A 20,265-nucleotide genomic window follows, 5' to 3' on the forward strand; every position below is an offset into this window, starting at 1 on the left:
GTCAGTACATCCTCTCCGTGTCGAGCCGGTTCAGGAGCGGCTCGCCGGCCAGGTACCTTCGCAGGTTGTCGCAGAAGAGTTCGACCAGCCGCTCGTTCTCGCGCTCCCCCGTGCTGGCGGAGTGCGGGTAGATGGTGACGTTCGGATGCGACCAGAGCGGGCTGTCGGCCGGCAACGGCTCGACCGCGGCCACGTCGAGGGCGGCGTGTGCCAGCCGCCCGGAATCCAGGGCCGCCAGCAGCGCCGGCTCCCGTACGAGGGCGCCGCGGGCGATGTTGATGAGGACGGCCCCGGGCTTCATGGCCGCGAAGGCCGCCTCGTCCACCAGGCCCTCCGTCTGGGGCGTATGGGGCGTGATCAAGCACACGTAGTCGGCCTGCGCGAGAAGGTCGTGCAGCCGATCGGCGCCGTAGAGCGCGTCGAGCCCGAGCGCCGCGGCGTCCTGACCTTCGACATCGCGCTTGCTGGCGATCACGCGCATGTCGAAAGCCCGCGCCAACCGGGCCACCTCCCTGCCTATGCGGCCCAAGCCGACGACCGCGAGCGTCTTGCCCGCGGCCTCGGCGGTCGTGAAGCGCCGCCACAGCCGTTGCGCCTGCTGCTCGCGCGCCAAGTCGGCGCACTTCACGTGTTCGAGGACGACCATCATCACGAACTCCGCGAGCGGCTTCGCGTGGACGCCGCTGGCGGTCGTGAAGACTATGCCCGTCTCGTCGAGGCGCTGGCGCTTGACGAGTTGGCCTATGCCGGCGCTGGAGGCCTGCAGCCACAGCGCCCGCGGCGCCTTGCGCGCCCAGCCGGCCATGTCGGTGTAGTCGAAATCGAACAGGACCTCGGCTCCCGCGAGGAGCGAGTCCCAAGCGGCTTGATCGGCCGGCGTGCGCGTGAGGGGCGCGCCGACGTGGTCTGCCACGTACCGCGGCCGCGGCAACAGGTCGGGCCGGTAGTGGACGTTGATCCGCGGGTCGACGGCGCGCACGCGCTCGACCAACTCCGGCTCGAGGTAGGAACAGATCAGCACTTCGGTCATCTGGCTCTCCTGGACGCTCGGAAGCCGTGCCTCGCCCTAGGGCCGCGGCTCACGGCTCACGCATCTTGTAGGCGAACTCGTCGGCGATCACACGAACCAACCTCGCCAACTCCCGGATACGTTCGTCCGTCATCCGCACGGACGGCCCCGAGATGCTGATGGCGGCGCTCACCGCCCCGGAGCTGCCACGCAGTCCGACCGCGATGCAGCGCGCGCCCTCCTCGTACTCCTCGTCGTCGAGCGCGTAACCCTGGCGGTTCACTTCCTCGAGGTGCCTGACCAGCGCCGCGCGAACGCCTATGGTGCTACGCGTGTACGACTCCAGGCCCGAGAAGCTCACGACCTCCTCGAACAGCTCCGGGCCGAAATCGGCCAAGAAGACCTTGCCGGACGCCGTGCAGTGCAGCGGCGCCAGGGTCCCGACGGGCGTCGACACCCGCATGATGAGGGGCGACTCGACATGGTTGAGGTAGATGATCGACGTCCCGTACAGAGCCGCCAGGCTGGCAGACTCCTTGGTCTCGTCCACGAGCCGCTCCAAGTACGGCTGGGCGTGCTGGCTGAACTCGTGCTTCAGGAGCATGGCTCTGTTCAGGTCGGCTATGCCCCGCCCGACGCCGTACCGCTTGGACGTCTGATGCTGGGTGACGTAGCCGAGCGACATCAGGCTCTGCACGAGCCTATGCACCGTGCTCGCAGGCAGCTCGGCCGCGGTCGCCAGGTCCGTGATGGAGAAGGGGCCGCGCGAGCGCGCCAGTATCTCGATCAACCTGAGGGCGCGCTCCACGGCGCGCACTGAGCCGGAGCGGTCGTGGGATCGATCGGAAACTACCACCCGCGCATCTTCCATGACTCAAACGAACTGCTTCACGCTCTGAACGGTGTTGAGGCTACCATAGAGGTACTCGACGAAGGCGCCGAGGCGGTCGGCCGGGACCCGTTCGCGGACTTCCCGGACGGCCTCGTCACCGAACCAGTATGAGGCTATGAACGCCCCCCTGTAGGGGTGCGCCGCCATGCGCAAGCGCCCGTCGAGCCAAGCGGGTTGCGGGAAGGCCGTCTCCTGCAAGTACTCGCGCACGCGCACGGGCTCCCACCGCTCGCCCATCAGGTACCAGGCGGCGTTGGTCGCCGCCGCCGAACGCAAGGCTCTCAGGCGCATGTAGATGGCGTCGTCGAGGGAGTCGACCCAATCGATGAGGAAGATGCCCTGGTCGCCGATGCCCTCCTGGACGGCGCCCGTCGAGAGGTTGGCCGCGCATAGCAGGGCGTCGGCCGGGCTGATCCCCTCGACCACGCGAGCGTGAGTGAACAGCATGTGAGTGGAGTGGCCGGGGAACACCTCATGCGCCACGAGGTGCTTGAGGGCCGAGCGCGTGAAGCTCAGGTCGACGTTGAGGTCCATGAGGCCGTCCCCGAAGCGGCACCTCGCCGTGTACGGCACGTCGGTCACGGGGTTCAGCGCCATGTGGTAGTCGCCCGTCGGGAAGACGCGCGCGTCCGTCCGCTCCTGCGCCTCGGACATCAGCTCCTCGAACAGGGTGGCGACCTCCGCGCCGTCGACGGAACGCTCCGCCTCCCAGCGCTTCGAGCGCTCGGCCAGGCTGCCGTGCAAGTAGCCGGACGAGGCGAGCATGGCGTCCAACTCGCTCACGAGCTCGCTCATCCGCTCGGGCGCGACCGGAGCCGCCGGTACGCCGACGAGGCGCTCGAGCTTCTCGGCGAAGGACAGCTCCTGCCCGCTGAACAGCTGAACCGCGGCCCTGAGCGAAGCGACGAAGCTGAGGAGGAGCATGCGCCGCGGACCATCCTCATACGCCTCGGCCGCGGCCTGTAAGGCGTCGATGCGCTCATGGGCCTCTTCCCACCCCGCGATATCCGCGGCCTGCACCAGGCCCTTCCCGAGGTAGAGGGGCACGAGGCCTTCGGTATCCAGCGCTCCGGTCCCGGACGCCATCCCCCGCTCGAGGCGATCGATACCCATCGTCACCGACGCGAGTTCCTGTCCGACCTCACGGTCCTTGGCGGTCAGCCCGTCTCCCAGCTCGTGCATCTTTCGTCTCCTTCCCTCGGCTCCCACTGATTCTACTCTGCGGAATACCATATGCCACGCAGCGTTGACAATGCCCCCGCCGCTCTGTAAGCTCTCGACATCACACCGTGCTGCCCAAATCGCCTAAGTGGCATGGGTGACTAGAATTTCGAGGAGGCCGATCGATGCATAGACTAAGGCGCTTCGTTTCCTGGACCGTCTGGTCCCTATGTCTAGCAATTCCGCTTGTCGGAATGGCACTAGCTCAAGAACGCGGCGGCACGCTTACGGTCGCACTCAACTACGACCTCGACACGCTCGACCCGTACGCGAGCGGCTTCCTCACGGACGTCCAGGCCACGTTCCTGGCGGGCCTCGTGGCCCCGGACCACGACGCCCAGTACGTTCCCGTCCTGGCGCAAGAGGTGCCCACGCTCGAGAACGGCGGCATCGTCCTGAGCGAGGACGGCACCAAGATGACGGTGACCTACCACCTCCGCCCCGGTCTCAAGTGGGCGGACGGCGAGCCGGTCACCTCGGCGGACGTGGTGTTCACCTGGGAGGCCGTGAAGGACCCGAACTACCTGGGCCCCGAGAAGGACGGCACCGCCGAGATCGAGCGCATCGAGACGCCGGACGAGCTGACCGCCGTCGTCTACTACGACGGCGTGTACTCCGGCTTCAAGGCGTCGCTCTTCACTTACGGCGTGCTCCCGAAGCATGCCCTCGAGGGCAAGGACCTGAACAAGGACCCTTACTGGGACGCCCCGTTCGGCGCCGGGCCGTTCATGGTGACCGAGTTCAGCCGTGGCCAGCACGTCATAGTCGAGCGCAACCCCTACTACTTCGAGACCGACGCCAACGGCGTTCAGCTCCCCTACCTGGATCGCATCATCTTCAAGATCATCCCGGACTCGAACACCCAGACGACGCAACTCCGCTCCGGCGAGGTCGGCTTCGCCTACAACGTGCCCTACACCTCGTTGGCGACGCTGAGGAACACCCCTGACCTGGAGATCGTGAGCGCCAAGACGTTGGCCTTCCGTCACCTCACGTTCAACCTCAGGAACGAGCAGCTGGCCGACCTCGCCGTGCGCCAGGCGTTCGCGCACGCCGTCGACCGCACCGCGCTCAACCGCGCGCTTGGCGACTACATGATCCCCATCGACACGTTCGTGGTGTCCACCTTCTGGTACACGAGCGACGACGTGCCCACCTACGGCTACGACCCCGAGCTCGCACGCCAGCTCCTCCTGGACGCGGGTTACACCCCCGGCCGGGACGGGATCATGGAGAAGGACGGCAAGCGCCTCTCGTTCGACTTCATGACGCAAGCCGGTCGGGCCGAGTACGAGACCGCGCAGCAGGTCCTGATCGCTCAGATGAAGGCCATCGGCATCGAGCTGAAGCCGGACAACAAGGCCGGCGCGGCGCTCTCCGAGGCGCGGCGCAGCGGCGGCTTCGACGTCTGGTACTCCGGTTGGATCACCCCCGCCGACCCCATCGACTCCTACGTCTCCTTCTACGCCACCGATGGCTTCAACAACGGCGGCGCCTACAGCAACCCCGACGCCGACGCCGCCCTCCACGCGGCGGCCGGCTCCCTCGACCCGGACGAGACCGCCGCCTACATGCACGAGGCGCAGCAGATCGTTCTGACCGACCTGCCCTCCATCCCCCTCTTCGAGACCCCGTCCATCGTCGTGACGACGAACAAGCTCCAAGGGTTCGTCTCCAACCCGACCAACCAGACCAACTTCCGGCAAGTCGCGCCCTGGTGGCTCGCGAAGTAAGAAGAACGACCGCGCCGCGAGGGGCCCCAACGCCCCTCGCGGTCGCCCTCGCGCAAGGACGCCCGTGAACCTCACCACCTTCGTCGTCAAACGGGTTCTGTCGGCGGTACCGCTGCTCCTGGGCATCTCCGTCATCTTGTTCGGCGTGTTGCACTTGGCGCCCGGCGGTCCGCTCGACGTCTACGCCGACATCCCGGGTGTGAGCCAGGCGGCGCTGGACAACATCAAGCGCGAGCTCGGCCTCGACCAGCCCCTGCCCGTCCAGTACGTGAAGTGGCTGGGAGCGGCCGTTCGGGGAGAGTGGGGTTACAGCATCCGCACCGGCCGGGCGGTGTCCAAGGACATCCGGGAACGGATGCCGGCCACGTTCCTGCTCGGAGGCACGGCCTTCCTGTTGGCCCTGGCCACCGCTATCCCCCTGGGCGTCCTCAGCGCCGTCAGGCAGTACAGCGCTCTCGACTACACCTTCACGTTCCTATCTTTCATCGGCTTCTCCATGCCGATCTTCTGGCTCGCGCTCATGCTGCAATCGCTGTTCGCGGTCCACCTGCAGCTGCTGCCCTCGGCCGGCATGTACACGATCGGGGACGGCGGGTTGGCGGACAGGCTCCGCCATCTCGCGCTGCCCGCCTCCATCCTGGCGGTCGCGTACATGGCGAGTTGGGGCCGCTTCACCCGCGCCTCCATGCTGGACGTGTTCGGCCTCGACTACATACGGACCGCGCGGGCGAAAGGCCTCGGAGAGCGGGCGGTCATCTACCGCCACGCGCTGAAGAACGCGCTCGTCCCCGTGATCACGATCGTCGCCCTCGACTTCGCCGGCATGATCTCCGGCGCGGTCATCACCGAGACGATCTTCGCCTGGCCGGGCATGGGACGCTTGTTCATCGAGTCGATGAACGGCCGCGACTACCCCGTCCTCATGGCCCTCCTGATGATCGGGTCGTTCGCGCTGGTGGCCATCAACCTGATCACCGACATCGTGTACTCCATCGTCGACGCCCGGATCCGCTATGACTGACCCCGTAGCCGCGCGGGCTCCCCGCACCTTCCTGGGCGAGGCGCTGAAGCGCTTCCGCAGGCACAAGCTGGCCGTCGCCAGCCTCGGGCTGCTGGTCGTCCTCTCCCTGGCCGCGGTGTTCGCTCCGTACCTGACGCCTTACACCTTCGACGGTCAGGACGTCGCCCTGCTCGGCATGCCGACCCCACCCAGCCTTGCCCACCCGATGGGAACGGACCATCTCGGCCGCGACAACGCGACACGCGTGCTCTACGGCGCTCGCGTCTCGCTCCTCGTCGGTCTCCTGAGCGCCCTGATCGCGACGCTCGTCGGCACGGTCGTCGGCGCGCTCGCCGGCTTCTACGGGGGCGCCACGGACAACGTCCTCATGCGCGCCACCGACGTGGTCCTGTCCATCCCCCTGCTGCCCCTCGTGATCGTCTTGTCGGGCTTCCTAAGACCCAACCTCTACCTGTTGGTCCTGATCATCGGCGTGCTCGGCTGGATGGGGACCGCGCGACTCGTTCGGAGTCAGTTCCTGTCGCTGCGCGGACGCGATTTCGTCGAGGCGTCGCGCGCGCTCGGCGGTTCCGGGATCAGGATCATGTTCCTGCACATGCTCCCGAACGCCCTGGGGCCGATCCTGGTCAGCACGACCCTCTCGGTCGGTGGCGCCATCCTGCTGGAATCGGCGCTCTCCTTCTTCGGCTTCGGCGTGCAGCCTCCGACACCGACCTGGGGCAACCTCCTCAACTCGTCGCGGGACTGGCTTGACATCGCCCCCTGGATAGCCACGTTCCCCGGCCTGTTCATCCTCATGACCGTGCTCGCGGTCAACTTCCTGGGCGACGGGCTGCGGGACGCCTTCGACCCGCGCCTGTGAGCCCTTCAGGGCGTCCCCGCCGCCCGCACGCGGCCGCGGGGCGAAAGGAGTACCGGTGAAGATACTGATCGTTGGTTCCGGCGCCATCGGCGGCCTGGCAGGCGCGCACATGACGCGCGCGGGCCACGACGTCACCCTCGTCGATCGGTGGCGAGAGCATGTCGAGGCGATGAACGCGGGCGGCCTCAGGTTCGACGGCGTCCGCGGCGAGTTCGTCATCCCCGTGACGGCCATCACCCCCGACGAGCTCCCGCGGCACGTGGCCGCCAAGGGTCCTCTCGAAGCCGTGCTGATAGCCACCAAGTCCCAGCACACGGAGGGCGCCGTGAGGCTGCTCCTCCCGCTGATGAGCAGCGAGACGTTCATCGTCTCCTACCAGAACGGCTTCAACGAGCCCATGATCGCCGAGCTGTTGAGCGAGGCGGGGATCGGCGGCGAGGAGCGCGTCATGGGGTCGATCCCGAACTACGGCGGCGCGCTCGTCGACCCGGGGCACATCGAGTTCGTGCACGAGGGGCCCATCCAACTGGGCGAGATGACGAGGCAGCGGACGCGGCGGCTGGCCGACCTGGCCGAGGCGCTGTCCTCGCTCACGGAAGTCCAGCTCTCGGACAACATCTGGGGCCAGATCTGGGCGAAGGAGGTCTACTCGCAGCAGGTCGTCTTCAGCGCTCTGGCGGACGCGCGGATCCATGAGACGCTCGGCGTCGAGAGGTACGCGCGACTGGCGGGCGCGGTGGTGCGCGAGGCGCTCGAGATCGCGGAGGCTTGCGGCATAACCGTCGAGGCGTTCGACTTCTTCGATCCGGCCAACTACAAGCCCGCTACGGCCGCGGACACCCGCCGGCTCATCGCCAACATCGACCACGCCATCTGGCTCCTGAAGAAGGACCAGAAGCCGTCGGAGCACGTCTTCAAGAAGCAGGGCTCCGGCATCTGGTGGGACATCGTCTACCGGAAGCGCGCCTCGGAGGTGGGCGCCATGAGCGGGGCGCTCGTCGAGTACGGGAAGGGCGCCGGGGCGGACACGCGCCTCGTGGAGAAGCTCGGCGCCATGATCCTCGAGATCGAGGCCGGCGAGCGAGAACTCGGCTTTCACAACTACGACGAGCTGGAGGCCTACGTCCGCGGTATCGGCAAGGAGCTGCCATGAGCGCGAAGAGACTCGGAGTCGGCGTCCTCGGCGCCCATGCCTGGGCCGAGAAAGCCCACCTGCCCGGCTACGCCGCCTACGACAGGGCGCGGCTCGTCGCCATCTGCGACGTGGTGCCCGAGCGCGCCAACGCGCTGGCGGCGCAGTTCGGGGTCGAGCGCGTCTACACGGACCCGGCCGATCTGATCGCCGACCCGGACGTGGAGCTGGTCGACGTGTGCACGCCAACGGACACCCACCTGCCCCTCAGCCTCGCGGCGATAGCGGCGCGCAAGCACGTGCTCTCGGAGAAGCCGCTCGCCCGCGATGCGCGCGACGCCTTCGCGGCGGCGACCGCCGCGGCGGAGGCCGGGGTGCGCACCAAGCTCGGGTTCACGTTCCGCTACTCGCCCGCCGTGAGGCAGCTGAAGCGTTGGATAGACGACGGCTCTCTCGGGGAGATCTTCCACGTGCACGGTTTCGAGCAGAACAGCCAGTTCCTCGACCCCGACTTCCCCATCCGCCAGGTCGAACCCGGCGCGGATTGGAACACCCTCCTGCCGTCGAGCATCGTCGGTTACGGCTCCCATCTCCTCGACCTCATGCGGTGGTGCGCGGGCGAGTTCGGCAGCGTCGCCGCCACGATGCGCAACTTCATCCCCGAGCGCGTCGTGCGCGGCTACGAGGGGCGGCGGCGCATCGGCATCGAGGACGGCACCGTGGCCACCGTGGAGTTCGCCACCGGCGCCCACGGCGTGCTGCAGACGTCGTACATCGCCGTGGGCAACTACCCCGGCGTCGAGTTGCGCGTGTACGGCTCTAAGGGTGCGGCCGTCGCGCGCTTGATCAGCGAGTTCGGCGTCGCGGAGACGCTCCACCTCGCCACGGCGGACGAGGTCGAGTTCCGCAAGGTCGACCTGCCCGCCGGCGCGCTGCCCCCCGGCACCACCCTCAACACCCCGTGGCCGGAGCTGTACTACCGCAACCTCGTGCGCCACTTCGTCGACGAGATCCTGGACGACACGAGCCCGGAGTGCACCTTCCTGGACGGCGCGAAGAGCCAGGAGCTCGTCAACGCCATCGTCCTGGCCAGCCAGGAACGCCGCTGGGTCGACCTGCCGCTCTACGGCGCGTCGGAGTAGGCGTGGCCCTGCAAGACCTGACCCGCAGGTACCTCGACCTCCACCTGGCGCTGCGCCCGGTCGACAGCACCTTCATGGGCTACGAGGACCGGGATCACGAGCTCCCTCCCGCCACGCCCGCGGCCTTGGAGCAGGAGACGTCGGAACTCGCCTCGCTGGCGCTCGAGCTGCGGCGTCAGCCGGCGGGCGCCACGGCCGAGGACCGGATCGCGCGCGCGGCCCTACATGGAGCCGTGCAGCACGCCCTGCGCGAGAACGAGGCGCGTCCGCGGCTCGCGAACCCGGCTTGGTACACGGGCGAGGCGGCGTTCGGGCTCATAGCGTTGCTCCTCCGCACGCCGTCCGGCCACGTGGGCGACGCGCTCAGGCAGCGCGTAGAAGCACTGCCGGCGTTCCTCGCAGCCGGCGCGGCGCGGCTGGCGGGCGCGGCAGCGCCGGCCGATTGGGTGACGCGAGCGAAGCTCGAGGCGCAGGCCCTCGAGCGCCTGCTCACGCACGGCCTTCCACTCCATGCGCTCGCCGGCTCGGTGCCTCCCGATGCGGTGGCGGCGGCCTGCAAGGCCGCCGCTGCGTTCGCCTCGTCGTTGGCGCCGTCCGCCGACTCGGACCCGGCCGCACCGGCGGGCTATCTCGCCCACCTGTTCGCCGAGGTGCATCAGCTGCCCATGCCCGTGAAAGAAGCCGAGGCGCTGGCCCTCGAGGGGTTCGAGCGCGCCAGGGCCGCGTTGGAGGCCAAGGCGCGCGCGGCCGACCCGGAGGAGTCCTGGCGGGCGCAACTGGCGAGGCTCGAGGGCGATCACCCGCCCCTACCCGACGTGATCGCGACCTACTCCCGCCTGCACGAGCGGGCGATGGCGGAGGCGGAGCGCGCCGGCCTGGTGACCCCCGCGCTCGGTTACGGGCTGCGGTTCGCCTACCTGCCCGAATGGGCGCGCGGCGTGGCGCACGAGCTCTACTTCCTCTTCTACCGGTCGCCGGCGGCCATGAGCCCCGGTAGCGCCAGCCCGTACTGGGTCTTCGCCCCTGGGGCCGACCTCGACGCCTACCTGCGAGGCCAGAGCTACGCGACCATCAAGCTCACGCACGCGGTTCACCACGGCTCGATCGGACATCACACGCAGAACGCGCGCGCCAGGGAGTCCGCGGTATCGCTCGGCAGGCTGGCGGGCACCGACTGCGCGTCCGGGATCGCCCTCCTCGCGGGCGGCACCATGATCGAGGGGTGGGCATGCTACTCGCAGGACCTGCTGCTCGAGGCGGACGGCTTCTACACGCCTGCCGAGGAGTTGCTGCTCGCGCATGCGGAGCTCAGGAACACGGCCATGTGCCTCGCTGACATCCGGCTCCATACCGGGGTCTGGAGCCTCGCGCAGATGCGCGCCTTCTACGAGGACGAGGTGGGGATCGGTTCGCAGCGCGCGTGGACCGAGACGACTAGGAACTCCATGTGGCCGAGCACGAGGTCGATGTACTGGCTCGGTACGCGAGCCATCAGGCAGTTCCGGCGTGACGTCGGAGGCGAAGCGCGGCGGTTCCACGACGCCCTGCTGGCGTTCGGCTCCGTTCCCGTCTACCCCGTCGGCGAGGAGCTGCTGCGCGCGAAGGAGAGAGCATGACCGCTTTCGGTGGCGTTCACACCATCATGCCCACGCCGTTCACTGAGGACGGCGCGCTCGACCTGGCCAGCCTCGAGACGCTGACGGAGTTCCTGATCGGCCGCGGCGTAGACGGCCTCGTGGTGCTGGGCGTGCTGGGAGAGGCCCCCAAGCTGTCGCAACGCGAACAGGACGAGGTGATAGCGACGACCGTGAAGGCCGCCGCCGGCCGGGTGCCGGTCTTCGCCGGCGCGGGAGCGGGCGGCACCGATCTCGCGGTGGAGCGCGGCAAGAACGCCGTGGCGCGCGGGGCTGGCGGGCTCCTGGTCGCGCCGCCGCCCGTGCAGAACGACGCCGTCATCTACGAGTACTACCGGCGCATGGACGCCGCCATCGACACTCCGATCATCCTTCACGACTACCCGGCGGCGACGGGCGTGAGCATGACCGTGCCGCTCGTGGCGCGGATGCACGACGAGCTGCGGAACGTGAGCGTGATCAAGCTGGAGGACACGCCCAGCGTTCCGAAGGTCTCGGCGCTGCGGGCCATGGGGTGCGAGATCGGCATCGTCGGGGGGCTCGGCGGGCTCTACTTCCTCGAGGAGCTGGAGCGCGGAGCGAACGGCATCATGACCGGCTTCTCGTATCCCGAGGTCCTGGTCGCGGTCTACCGGGCGTTCGTCGGCGGAGACGTCGCGGCCGCGCGCCGGACCTTCTACGCCGCCTGCCCGCTCATACGCTACGAGTTCCAACCCGGCATCGGCCTGGCTCTGCGCAAGGAGGTCTACCGCTCGCGAGGCGCGATCCGCAGCGCCCACGTGCGGCATCCCGGCGCCCAGATCGACCCGGTCGCCCAGCGCGAGCTCGCCAACGTGATCGCGCACGTCTGGCCGAACGGCTGAAGGCGTGGCCCGGACCGTCGTCCGCTGGGGCGTGCTGAGCACGGCCAACATCGGGGCCAAGGCCGTGGCGCCGGCCATCGCGCGCTCGGCGAACGGCCGCCTGCTGGCGGTCGCCAGTAGGAGCGCCTCCAAGGCCGAGGAGTACGCGGAGCGCCTCGGCGGCGAACGCCACTACGGGTCGTACCAGGCTTTGCTCGACGACCCCGACGTCGACGCCGTCTACATCCCCCTGCCCAACAGCCTGCACCTGGAGTGGACCCTCAAGGCCCTCGAGGCCGGCAAGCACGTGCTATGCGAGAAGCCCCTCGCCCTGTCGGCGGCGGAGTGCCTGAGCATGCACGCCGCGGCCAGGCTCTCGGGACGCCGCCTGATGGAGGCGTTCATGTACCGCTTCCACCCCCGCATCGCCGAGGCCCGGGCGCTCATCGCCGGCGGGGAGCTCGGGGCCATACGCCTGATCCGCGCCGCCTTCGGCTTCACGGTGGCCGACCCGACCAACATCCGCCTGCGTCCGGAGCTGGGCGGCGGCTCGCTGATGGACGTGGGCTGCTACTGCGTGGACGTGGCCCGGCTCCTCCTGGCGGCGGAGCCGGACGAGGCCGAGGCGCGCGCCGTCTGGTCGGGCTCGGGGGTGGACGTTCACCTGCTCGGGCAACTCCGCTTCGCGGAGACGTACCTGCGCTTCGACTGCTCGCTCGACACCGTGCGGCAGGAGTACGTCGAGGTCGTGGGAACCGAGGGCCGCATGCGCCTGGACCAGGCGTTCCTGCCCGGCACGGCGCCGACCGCCATCGACATGATGACCAGGGCCGAGGGCGAGAAGACGATCGCCGTTCCCGGAGTGGACGAGTACCAGCTGATGGTCGAGCGCTTCGCCGAGGCGGTCCTCACCGGCACCGAGCCGCACTACTCGGCCCTGCATGCGGCCGCGGGCATGGCCGCCATCGAGGCCCTGTACGCGTCGGCCCGCGCCGGGGGCGTGCCCACGCGGGTCTAGGCGGTCTCCCTCGGGTCCGGCACTGCCTCCGTTGATGACGGATGCGCCCAAGGCGGTCTCGGCGCCGTAAGCGTCACGTACGACTCGGCGAGGCGGCAGCCATGACCTCGTCAGCGGCGGTGCGCAGCCAACGCCGTCAACCCTCGAGCCAAGCTACGTCCGCGGCGGACAGACGCTGCTCCGACAACGCCTTCAGCTCGCCGTACTCGTCCCCCGACCGGCAGCCGACGATGGCGTGCGTGTCGCACGCTTGGCTGAGCACGTAGAGGAGCGCTGTTTGCGGCGCGCTCAGACCGCGCCGGGCACCGAGCTCCGCTGCGCGCGCGCGGCGCGCGGCGTTGGCCGGCGTGTCGAACACCCTGACGGCCGCGTTCAGGCCGGTCGCCGTGGCGGCTCCCGGCCCGGGAGCGACGAAGTAGCCCATCGCCAGGCTCGACCAGGCGAGGAGGGGTAGGCCCGTGGCCGCGTAGAAGGCGCGTTCCGCGACCCCGTCGGCGCCGGAGACGCTCACGCAGCCGGGCCAGGGCGACTCGGTCGGCACGGCGAGGCTGAAGTGCGGGCTGCTGGCGCTAAGAGGCTCGTAACCCCGGGCCTCGGCGTACGCGTTGGCGGCCGCGATGCGCTCCGAGCGCCAGTTCGAGACGCCGTACGCGTTGACCAGACCGCGCGCCCGCAGGCCATGCAGTACCTCGACGACCCCGCCTACCGGCACGCTCTCGTCGTCGCGGTGCAGGAGGTAGAGGTCGGCGAAACCGCAGCCGAGGCGCTCGAGCGAGCCGGTGATGTCCGCCTCGATGTCCGCCTCCGTGACCCGGTTGCGGCCGCCGTACGGGTGGGCGCCCTTCGTGATGATGAAGAGTTCGTCACGGCCGCCGCGCTCCGCCAACCACCCCCCGAAGAGCGCCTCGCTCCTGCCGCCGCCGTAGTTCTCGGCCAGGTCGAAGGTCCGGGCACCGGCGGCCACCACGTCGTCGAGGAGCGCGCTCGCCTGCGACTGCGCCAGCGGCGAGATCTGGGCGGTCCCCTGGATGATGCGGTCTGCTCTCTTACCGCCTGCGACCAGGCTCACGCGCAACACCCCGCGGGCTCGAGATTGCAGCGCCTCATAGCCCCAACCCCCGCAAGAACTCGCGGTTGCGCCCCGCGCTCTCCTTGGGCGTGCCCATGCCTGGCAGCACGTCCTGCTCGACCGTCAGCCAGTCCGAGTAGCCCCTCCGCCGCAGCACGTCGAGGACGGCCGCGAAGTCGACGGTGCCCTTGCCGAGCTCCGCGAACACGCCAGCGCGCACGGCCTGACGCAGGTCCCACCCTGCGCGCCTGGCGCGCTCCGCCACGGCGCCGTCGACGTCCTTGAAGTGGACGTACCGGACGCGGTCCCAGAAGCGCTCCAGCCCGACGACCGCGCTCTGGCCGTCCTCGTCCGGCTTGGCGCTGCCGTACACGTGGTGGCCCGTGTCGAACACTAGACCCATGAGGTCGGGGTCCGTGAGGTCGAGGAGCCGCTCCACCTCGTCCGGCGTCTCGACGAAGCCGGCGCAGTGGGGGTGGAACACGGTGCCCAGACCCGTCTCGCCCGCGACGATCCTGGCGACCTCCTCGGCGTTGGCCGCGAACACCTTCCACTCCGACCGGGACAGGCCGAGCTCCGGCGTGACGCGCCCGGCGTTGGCGGCGCGCACCGGATAGAGGCCGTCCGCGTCGGCCAGCACGAGGTAGGGCCGGCGCGGTCCGCGCTCGGCCTCCGCCAGGAGGGCGGCGAGCCGCACGAGGCGCACACGCGCGCTCGCCGCCACGCCCCGTTCCCGCAGGGTGACACCGGCGAAGGCTCCGAGCAGCGTGAGCCCACGGCCGGCCAACTCGTCGTGGAGCGCCGCCGGGTCCGTCGGCATGTAGCCGTAGTCCCCCAGCTCCGTGCCGACGTAGCCCGTCTCGACGAGCTCGTCGAGCATGCGGGCGTAACCGGTGCCAGGGTCGCCCTGGCCGATCAGCCCCCACGAGCACGGCGCGTTGGCGACCCGGATATCCGGCCGGGCGTCCGGTCCGAGGCCCGCCTGGGCGTCCGCCCATGCCCCGGGTCGGACCCCGGACCGACCCGGGCCCGAGCCTCGCGGCGGCGTCAGCGCTCCACTTTCACGGTCGTCTTCCATCGGCCCTCCCAACGGGCAGCAGCGGTGGGGACGAGGCGGGCGGCGCGACCTCGCGAAGCCCCGCCCGCTGTGTCCCTCCAGTGTGCGCTCGTCCTTGACAGGCGAGCGGTCGCTTCCTAATATCGAACCAGTTCGACAAGCAGTGTGAGGCCGAAGCAACGGAGGCCAAGGGACGTGAAGTCGTCGTGCGCATGCAACCTACCTCACCGAACCGGTTCGATGAACGGCTTCGGCTCGATGTTACTGCCGCGCCGCGCCGCTGGGTGCCGCCTCGCAGGCTCGGACGAGAATGGGCTCGTGAACGAACCCCCACGAACCTACGTACGACCGACCGACGCTCACGAGCCAGAGGACCGCGAGGTCGGCGCGTGAGCACGATCCGCGACATCGCGCGCGAGGCCGGCGTGTCCGTGTCGACGGCCTCGCTGGCGCTCAACGGCGACGCGCGCGTGCGCCCCGACACGCGCTTGCGCGTCCTCACCGCCGCCGAGCAGCTCGACTACCACCCGAGCCGCACGGCCAAGAACCTCTCGAGCGGCCGGACCTGGTCGCTTCACCTCATGAACCCGATGCGCGACGCCGGGCTCTCCTCCACGTTCTTCACGCGCTTCGTGCGCGGCGTCCACGACGTGGTGGCCGCCCTCGACTACACCCTGGCGTTGACCGTGCTCGACGACGAGGCCGAGGCGGACGAGATCCTGCGCAAGCTCGTCCTGGAGCGCTGGACCGACGGGGTGATCCTGATGAACGTCTCCGAGGAGCAGTCGTTCCTTGCGACGCTCCTCCAGCACGAGTTCCCGCACGTCCTCCTCGGCCACAGCACCCTGCCAGGGGTGACGAGCGTCGACAGCGACAACCAGGCGGTGGCGGCCGACGCCACGGCGCACCTCCTGGCGCGGGGCCGGCGGCGGCTCCTGTACCTCAACGGTCCCGCCCCACACGCCTTCGTCCAGGAGCGCGCGAACGGTTTCCGGCTCGCTCACGCGCGGGCCGGGCTGCAGGCGGCCGGCTCGCAGGTCCAGTTCGGCATCACGTCGGCCGAGGGCGCGCGGGCTCGGGTGAGGCAGCTACTGGAGGGCGGCGAGGGCTTCGACGGCGTGCTTGCCAACAGCGACGAGGCGGCCATCGGCGCGCTCCGGGCCGTGCGCGACGCCGGACTGCGCGTGCCCTCTGATGTCGCCATCGTCGGCATCAACAACGACGACCTCACCGAGTACACCGACCCGCGCCTCACGAGCGTCGAGCTGAACGCGGCCGAGCTCGGGCGCGTGGCCGCCGAGCTCCTCATCCGCAGCATCGACCGCCACCCACCCGAACGCCGCCTCGTGCCGCACCACCTCGTGCAGAGAGATTCGAGCTAGCGACCGCATGCCTACCGCAGATCGCCCGCGCTTCACCGCCTTCGTGGTCCCGCACACGCACTGGGACCGCGAGTGGTACCAACCGTTCAAGGTCTTCCAGGCCCGGCTCGTCGACGTCATCGACGCCGCCCTCGACCTCCTGGGCGACCCCGCGTACCGCCGCTTCACGCTCGACGGCCAGGCGGCGGTCCTCGAGGACTACCTCGCCATGCGCCCCGAGCGCGAGGAAGACCTCCGCCGCTACGTGCAGGCCGGGCGCCTGCGCATCGGACCCTGGTACGTGCTGGCGGACGAGTTCCTCGTGAGCCCGGAAGCCCTGGTACGCAACCTGCTGGTCGGCGGCCGCGTGAGCCGGCGCTTCGGCGACCCGCTGCCCGTCTGCTACACGCCCGACTCGTTCGGTCACGTCTCGCAGCTCCCGCTCATCGCCGCCGGCTTCGGCCTTCCGGCCATCGTCTTCGAGCGCGGCCTCGGCGACGAGGGCGAGCGGCTCCGCGGCGAGTTCGTATGGGTCGCGGCGGACGGCGAGACCGGGGTCTTCACGGCCCACCTCATCGGCACCTACTCCGGCGCCACCGCGCTCGGCCACGTTGACTGGGAGCTGACGGACGCGTACGACGATGAGCGCGCCATGGGACACCTCAGGGCTGCTCTCTACGGCGTGCAAGGCGACGAGGTCGCCGACCTGCCCGAATGGTTCAGGGCCTCGCTCGAGCGCGTGGGCGGCGGGCTGACGGCGCACGCGACGGGCAGCGCCCTCATCCTCCTCAACGGCTCGGACCACCTCTTCCCTCAGCCGAACCTGCCGCAGGTGCTCCGGAAGGCCTCGGAGGCCTTCCCGGAGATCGAGTTCGTGCAAGGCGACGTCGAGGAGTTCGTGACGGAGGCCCGGCGCACCGCAGCCGGGCTGGAGCGGTTCCAGGGCGAGTTCCGTGGCAGCCGCTACCAGCACATCCTGGCAGGCGTCCTCTCCGCCCGCCTCTACCTGAAGCGCGAGAACCAGGCGTGCCAGACGGCGCTCGAGCAGTACGCCGAGCCGCTCGCCGCGCTCGCCTGGTGGGCCAGCGGCCGCCACCCTGACGCCCTGCTGCGCGAGGCGTGGAAGCTCCTGCTCCTCAACCACCCGCACGACTCCATCTGCGGCTGCTCCGTGGACGCGGTCCACCGCGAGATGCTGACGCGCTTCGAGAACGTCCGCCAGCTCGGCGACGACGTCTGCCGCCGCGCCTTCGCGCTCCTCGGAGGCCGCAGGCCGAGCAACATCCAAGAGGTCCACGCGACGGCGAAGGACGCGTTCACCGTCTTCGACCCGCTGCCTTTCCCCCGGCGCGCGGTCGTGCGGCACGAGCTCGACCTGCCGGCCGGCGAGGCGTCCGAGCTCACCGTCCTGGACGTGCGCGGCCGCGCCTTGAGCGCCCAGGTGACCGTCACGCCCGGGTTCGCGCCCGGCCAGAGCAGCGTGCGGGTCGATCACGTGACCATCGACGTCCTGGCCGACCTCGAGCCGCTCGGGCTCACGAACCTCCTCCTCGCGCGCGCCGGGTCGGCGACCACGGCTACCGGCACGAACCCGACCGCCCCCGTGAGCCCCGACGCGACGCGCGCCTTCCGAGACGCCGGGGCGCCGAGCGCGACGGTGAGCGCCACGGAAGGCCCGGACGGACTCCGGCTGGAGAACGATCTCGTGAGCGTCACGATCCGCGGCGACGGCGACGTGGAGTTGCGCGACCGCCGGTCCGGCGAGCGCTACGCGCTGAAGCTGCGCCTGGAGGACCAGGCCGACGCAGGCGACGAGTACGACTTCTCGCCCGTGCCAGGCGACGGGCCCGCCTACTTCTCCGACCCGTGCCGACCCCCGCGCCTGGTCACGAGCGGCCCGGTAGTGGCGAGCGCGCGCCTCGAGTACGCGCTCGAGCTGCCGGAACGCTTGAGCGACGACAGGGCCGGACGGACGGGGAGGGTGACGTTGCCCGTCACGCTCGACCTGACCCTCCACGCGGACGACCCCCTGCTGCGCGTGAGCGTCGGCTTCACCAACACGGCTTCCGACCACCGCCTCCGGCTGCGGCTCGCCACGGGCACGCCCAGCGAGACGGTGTGGGCCGACGGTCACTTCGACGTGTTGGAGCGGACCGTTCGGCCCGTCGGCGGCTTGGGCTGGTTCCAAACGCCGCCCCCTACCAACCACCAGCGGCGCTTCGTCGCCGTCTCGGGCGCGGGGCGCGGCCTCGCCGTCCTCGACCGGGGCCTGCCGGAGTACGAGGCGTTCAACGGCGAGGGCGGCACGGAGCTGGCCGTCACGCTCGTGCGCTCCGTCGGCTGGCTGTCTCGCACCGACCTGCTGAGCCGCCCGCAAGGCGCCGGGCCGCTCCTGCCGACGCCCGAAGCGCAGTGCCTAGGCGAGCACCGTTGCGAGTTGGCCGTCTACCCCTTCTCCGGGCCGTGGTGGGAGAGCGACCTCCTGCGGCGCGCGCAAGAGTTCACCGCTCCACCCCTAACCGCCCCGGGAGCTTCCGCGGGCGCCGGCGCGGGGCTCCTGCGCGTCGAGGGTCCCTTCGACCTCTCGGCCGTCAAGCGCTCCGAGGAGCGCCAGAGCCTCATCGTCCGCGTCGCGAACCCGGCGCCCGTCGCCGCCACGGGCCGGCTGCGGCTCGGCAGGCCGGTGAGCGCGGTCTACGCGACGCGCCTGGACGAGACGCGCCTGGAGGAGCTGGGCGCGAACCAGGACATCCCCCTGCAGCTCGGGCCGCGCAGCGTGGCCAGCTTCGAGTTCGTTCCGGAAGGGGGGTGATGCCAAGCAACGCGAGTGGAGCGCCACGGTTCAGGGAAGGCAACCGCCCTTAGCAACGTTCAACCTCATCGGAGGCAACACATGAAGAAACGCATCACCGCGCTGGTCACCCTGCTCGTCTTGGGCGCCATGCTGTCGCCGGCGTTCTCGCAGTCGCTCAGCGTCGTCTGCCGCTGCGTGGCCGGCGGCGCGAACTCCAACCAGGTCGCCTGGCTCAAGGAGTACGTCATCCCGGAGTTCGAGAAGGCGCACGCCGGGGTGAGCGTCACGCTCAACGAGTTCGGCGGCACCGACGACGCCCTGAAGCAGCAGTACGCCCTCGACCTCTCCGTAGGCAAGGGTAACGACGTCATGGGCTTCGACGGCTTCTGGATCCCCGAGTTCGCCAGCGGCAACCTCCTCAAGCCCCTCAACGCCGTGGCCGGCTCCGCCGTCGACGGTTGGGAAGGCTGGAACCACATCGCCCCCGGCATCCAGAGCATCCTCAGCTACGGCGGCGATATCTACGGCATCGCCAACGGCACGGACGTCCGCATGATCTTCTACCGCAAGGACATCCTCGCGCAGGCCGGCGTAGCCAACGCCGACGCCTGGCAGCCCACCTCGTGGGCCGACATCGCCGACGCCGCCGCCAAGGTCCTGGCAGCGTTCCCCGACAGCGCGCCCCTCCAGATCAACGCGGGCACGAGCATGGGCGAGGCGACGACCCTGCAGGGCTACTACATGCTCCTCCTCGGCACGGGCGAAGAGCCGTTCATGGACGGCAAGTGGGTCGTCCGCAGCCAGGGCATCCTCGACACGCTGAACTTCTACCGCGAGATCTACGTCGACCACGCGTACGGCTCGCAGCGCGTCCAGCTCGTCAACGACGGCCGCAACCAGTCGTTCGCCAACTTCCGCGACGGCAAGACGGCCATGCTCGTCGAGGGCGACTACTTCTACCGCTCCGTCACGCCCGCCGGCTCCGAGTTCGCCGTCGAGAACCGCGACGAGGTCATGGGCTGGGCCAAGATGCCGAGCGAGACCCCCGGCTCCGGCATCCGCGGCCAGGACTTCGTGAGCGCGTCCGGCGGCACCGGTTGGGTCCTCAACCCCAACACGGCCAACCCGCAGCTCGCGTGGGAGTTCCTCGCGTTCATGAACAGCAAGGGCGCGCGCGACGTCTGGATGACGTACCAGCCCGGCATCCCGGCCCGCGACGATGTGCCCGTGCCGAACAACGCCTTCCTGACCGACACGGCCGCCGCGCTCCTGCCCCTCACCGTCTCGCGGCCGAACAACGACTACTACGCCAAGGTCTCCGAGCAGATCCAGCTCATGACCGAGAACGTGGTCTCCGGCCAGATGACGCCGCAGCAGGCGATGGACGCCTACGCCGCGGCCGTCACCGGCATCGTCGGCGCCGACGCGACCGTCGACCTGCTGGCCCACTAAGTCACGGGATCTCGTGGGGCGGCGCG

General features: G+C 70.0%; 16 protein-coding genes. 11 read left to right on the forward strand and 5 right to left on the reverse strand.

Annotated features, from left to right (window positions below; translation table 11 throughout):
- Nucleotide 1 precedes the first annotated feature (1 nt).
- The 3 genes from M9914_03140 to M9914_03150 all read right to left on the reverse strand — a co-directional run bounded on the left by M9914_03140 (nucleotide 2) and on the right by M9914_03150 (nucleotide 3,083).
- Nucleotides 2-1,030, reverse strand: a complete 1,029-nt coding sequence (locus M9914_03140; protein MCO5173162.1) for a D-2-hydroxyacid dehydrogenase — start codon at nucleotides 1,028-1,030, stop codon at nucleotides 2-4.
- A 49-nt stretch (nucleotides 1,031-1,079) separates the two neighbouring features.
- Nucleotides 1,080-1,799, reverse strand: a complete 720-nt coding sequence (locus tag M9914_03145; protein MCO5173163.1) for an IclR family transcriptional regulator — start codon at nucleotides 1,797-1,799, stop codon at nucleotides 1,080-1,082.
- Nucleotides 1,800-1,883: 84 nt separating this feature from the next.
- Nucleotides 1,884-3,083 carry a hypothetical protein gene (locus M9914_03150; protein ID MCO5173164.1) on the reverse strand — a complete coding sequence of 400 codons (1,200 nt, stop codon included), beginning with the start codon at nucleotides 3,081-3,083 and terminating at the stop codon, nucleotides 1,884-1,886.
- A gap of 233 nt (nucleotides 3,084-3,316) precedes the next feature.
- Here M9914_03150 and M9914_03155 point away from each other — a divergent pair, with 233 nt between their 5' ends.
- The 8 genes from M9914_03155 to M9914_03190 all read left to right on the forward strand — a co-directional run bounded on the left by M9914_03155 (nucleotide 3,317) and on the right by M9914_03190 (nucleotide 12,506).
- On the forward strand, nucleotides 3,317-4,855 hold the full coding sequence (locus M9914_03155) for a peptide ABC transporter substrate-binding protein (GenBank protein ID MCO5173165.1): 1,539 nt from the start codon (nucleotides 3,317-3,319) through the stop codon (nucleotides 4,853-4,855).
- A gap of 64 nt (nucleotides 4,856-4,919) precedes the next feature.
- Complete coding sequence (locus M9914_03160) at nucleotides 4,920-5,876, forward strand: ABC transporter permease (GenBank protein ID MCO5173166.1); 957 nt, start codon at nucleotides 4,920-4,922, stop codon at nucleotides 5,874-5,876.
- Nucleotides 5,869-6,738 carry an ABC transporter permease gene (locus tag M9914_03165; protein ID MCO5173167.1) on the forward strand — a complete coding sequence of 290 codons (870 nt, stop codon included), beginning with the start codon at nucleotides 5,869-5,871 and terminating at the stop codon, nucleotides 6,736-6,738. The genes M9914_03160 and M9914_03165 overlap by 8 nt, the downstream gene beginning before the upstream one ends.
- A 55-nt stretch (nucleotides 6,739-6,793) precedes the next feature.
- Nucleotides 6,794-7,891, forward strand: coding sequence for a hypothetical protein (locus M9914_03170; GenBank protein MCO5173168.1), 1,098 nt, complete (start codon nucleotides 6,794-6,796; stop codon nucleotides 7,889-7,891).
- Nucleotides 7,888-9,012: a Gfo/Idh/MocA family oxidoreductase gene (locus tag M9914_03175; GenBank protein MCO5173169.1), complete on the forward strand. Its 1,125-nt coding sequence runs from the start codon at nucleotides 7,888-7,890 to the stop codon at nucleotides 9,010-9,012. The genes M9914_03170 and M9914_03175 overlap by 4 nt, the downstream gene beginning before the upstream one ends.
- 2 nt (nucleotides 9,013-9,014) lie before the next feature.
- Nucleotides 9,015-10,628 carry a DUF885 domain-containing protein gene (locus tag M9914_03180; GenBank protein ID MCO5173170.1) on the forward strand — a complete coding sequence of 538 codons (1,614 nt, stop codon included), beginning with the start codon at nucleotides 9,015-9,017 and terminating at the stop codon, nucleotides 10,626-10,628.
- Entirely contained in the window at nucleotides 10,625-11,509 is an 885-nt protein-coding gene (locus M9914_03185; protein ID MCO5173171.1) for a dihydrodipicolinate synthase family protein, read from the forward strand. The genes M9914_03180 and M9914_03185 overlap by 4 nt, the downstream gene beginning before the upstream one ends.
- Before the next feature lie 4 nt (nucleotides 11,510-11,513).
- The gene (locus tag M9914_03190; GenBank protein ID MCO5173172.1) at nucleotides 11,514-12,506 is read left to right on the forward strand and encodes a Gfo/Idh/MocA family oxidoreductase; all 993 of its coding nucleotides are present in this window, start codon (nucleotides 11,514-11,516) and stop codon (nucleotides 12,504-12,506) included.
- A 136-nt stretch (nucleotides 12,507-12,642) separates the two neighbouring features.
- Here the strand turns inward: M9914_03190 and M9914_03195 are convergent, their stop codons facing one another.
- Together M9914_03195 and M9914_03200 are read right to left on the reverse strand one after the other, a co-directional pair.
- Complete coding sequence (locus tag M9914_03195) at nucleotides 12,643-13,575, reverse strand: aldo/keto reductase (GenBank protein ID MCO5173173.1); 933 nt, start codon at nucleotides 13,573-13,575, stop codon at nucleotides 12,643-12,645.
- Nucleotides 13,576-13,609: 34 nt separating this feature from the next.
- Entirely contained in the window at nucleotides 13,610-14,653 is a 1,044-nt protein-coding gene (locus tag M9914_03200; protein ID MCO5173174.1) for a sugar phosphate isomerase/epimerase, read from the reverse strand.
- A 368-nt stretch (nucleotides 14,654-15,021) separates the two neighbouring features.
- Between M9914_03200 and M9914_03205 the strand changes: the two genes are divergently transcribed.
- The 3 genes from M9914_03205 (at nucleotide 15,022) to M9914_03215 (ending at nucleotide 20,239) form a co-directional block, all read left to right on the forward strand.
- The gene (locus tag M9914_03205; GenBank protein MCO5173175.1) at nucleotides 15,022-16,014 is read left to right on the forward strand and encodes a LacI family transcriptional regulator; all 993 of its coding nucleotides are present in this window, start codon (nucleotides 15,022-15,024) and stop codon (nucleotides 16,012-16,014) included.
- 7 nt (nucleotides 16,015-16,021) lie between these two features.
- Nucleotides 16,022-18,805: a glycosyl hydrolase-related protein gene (locus tag M9914_03210; GenBank protein ID MCO5173176.1), complete on the forward strand. Its 2,784-nt coding sequence runs from the start codon at nucleotides 16,022-16,024 to the stop codon at nucleotides 18,803-18,805.
- Nucleotides 18,806-18,886: 81 nt separating this feature from the next.
- On the forward strand, nucleotides 18,887-20,239 hold the full coding sequence (locus tag M9914_03215; GenBank protein MCO5173177.1) for an extracellular solute-binding protein: 1,353 nt from the start codon (nucleotides 18,887-18,889) through the stop codon (nucleotides 20,237-20,239).
- The last annotated feature ends 26 nt before the right edge of the window (nucleotides 20,240-20,265 follow it).

This window comes from Trueperaceae bacterium (genome assembly GCA_023954415.1).
GTDB lineage: Bacteria > Deinococcota > Deinococci > Deinococcales > Trueperaceae > JAAYYF01.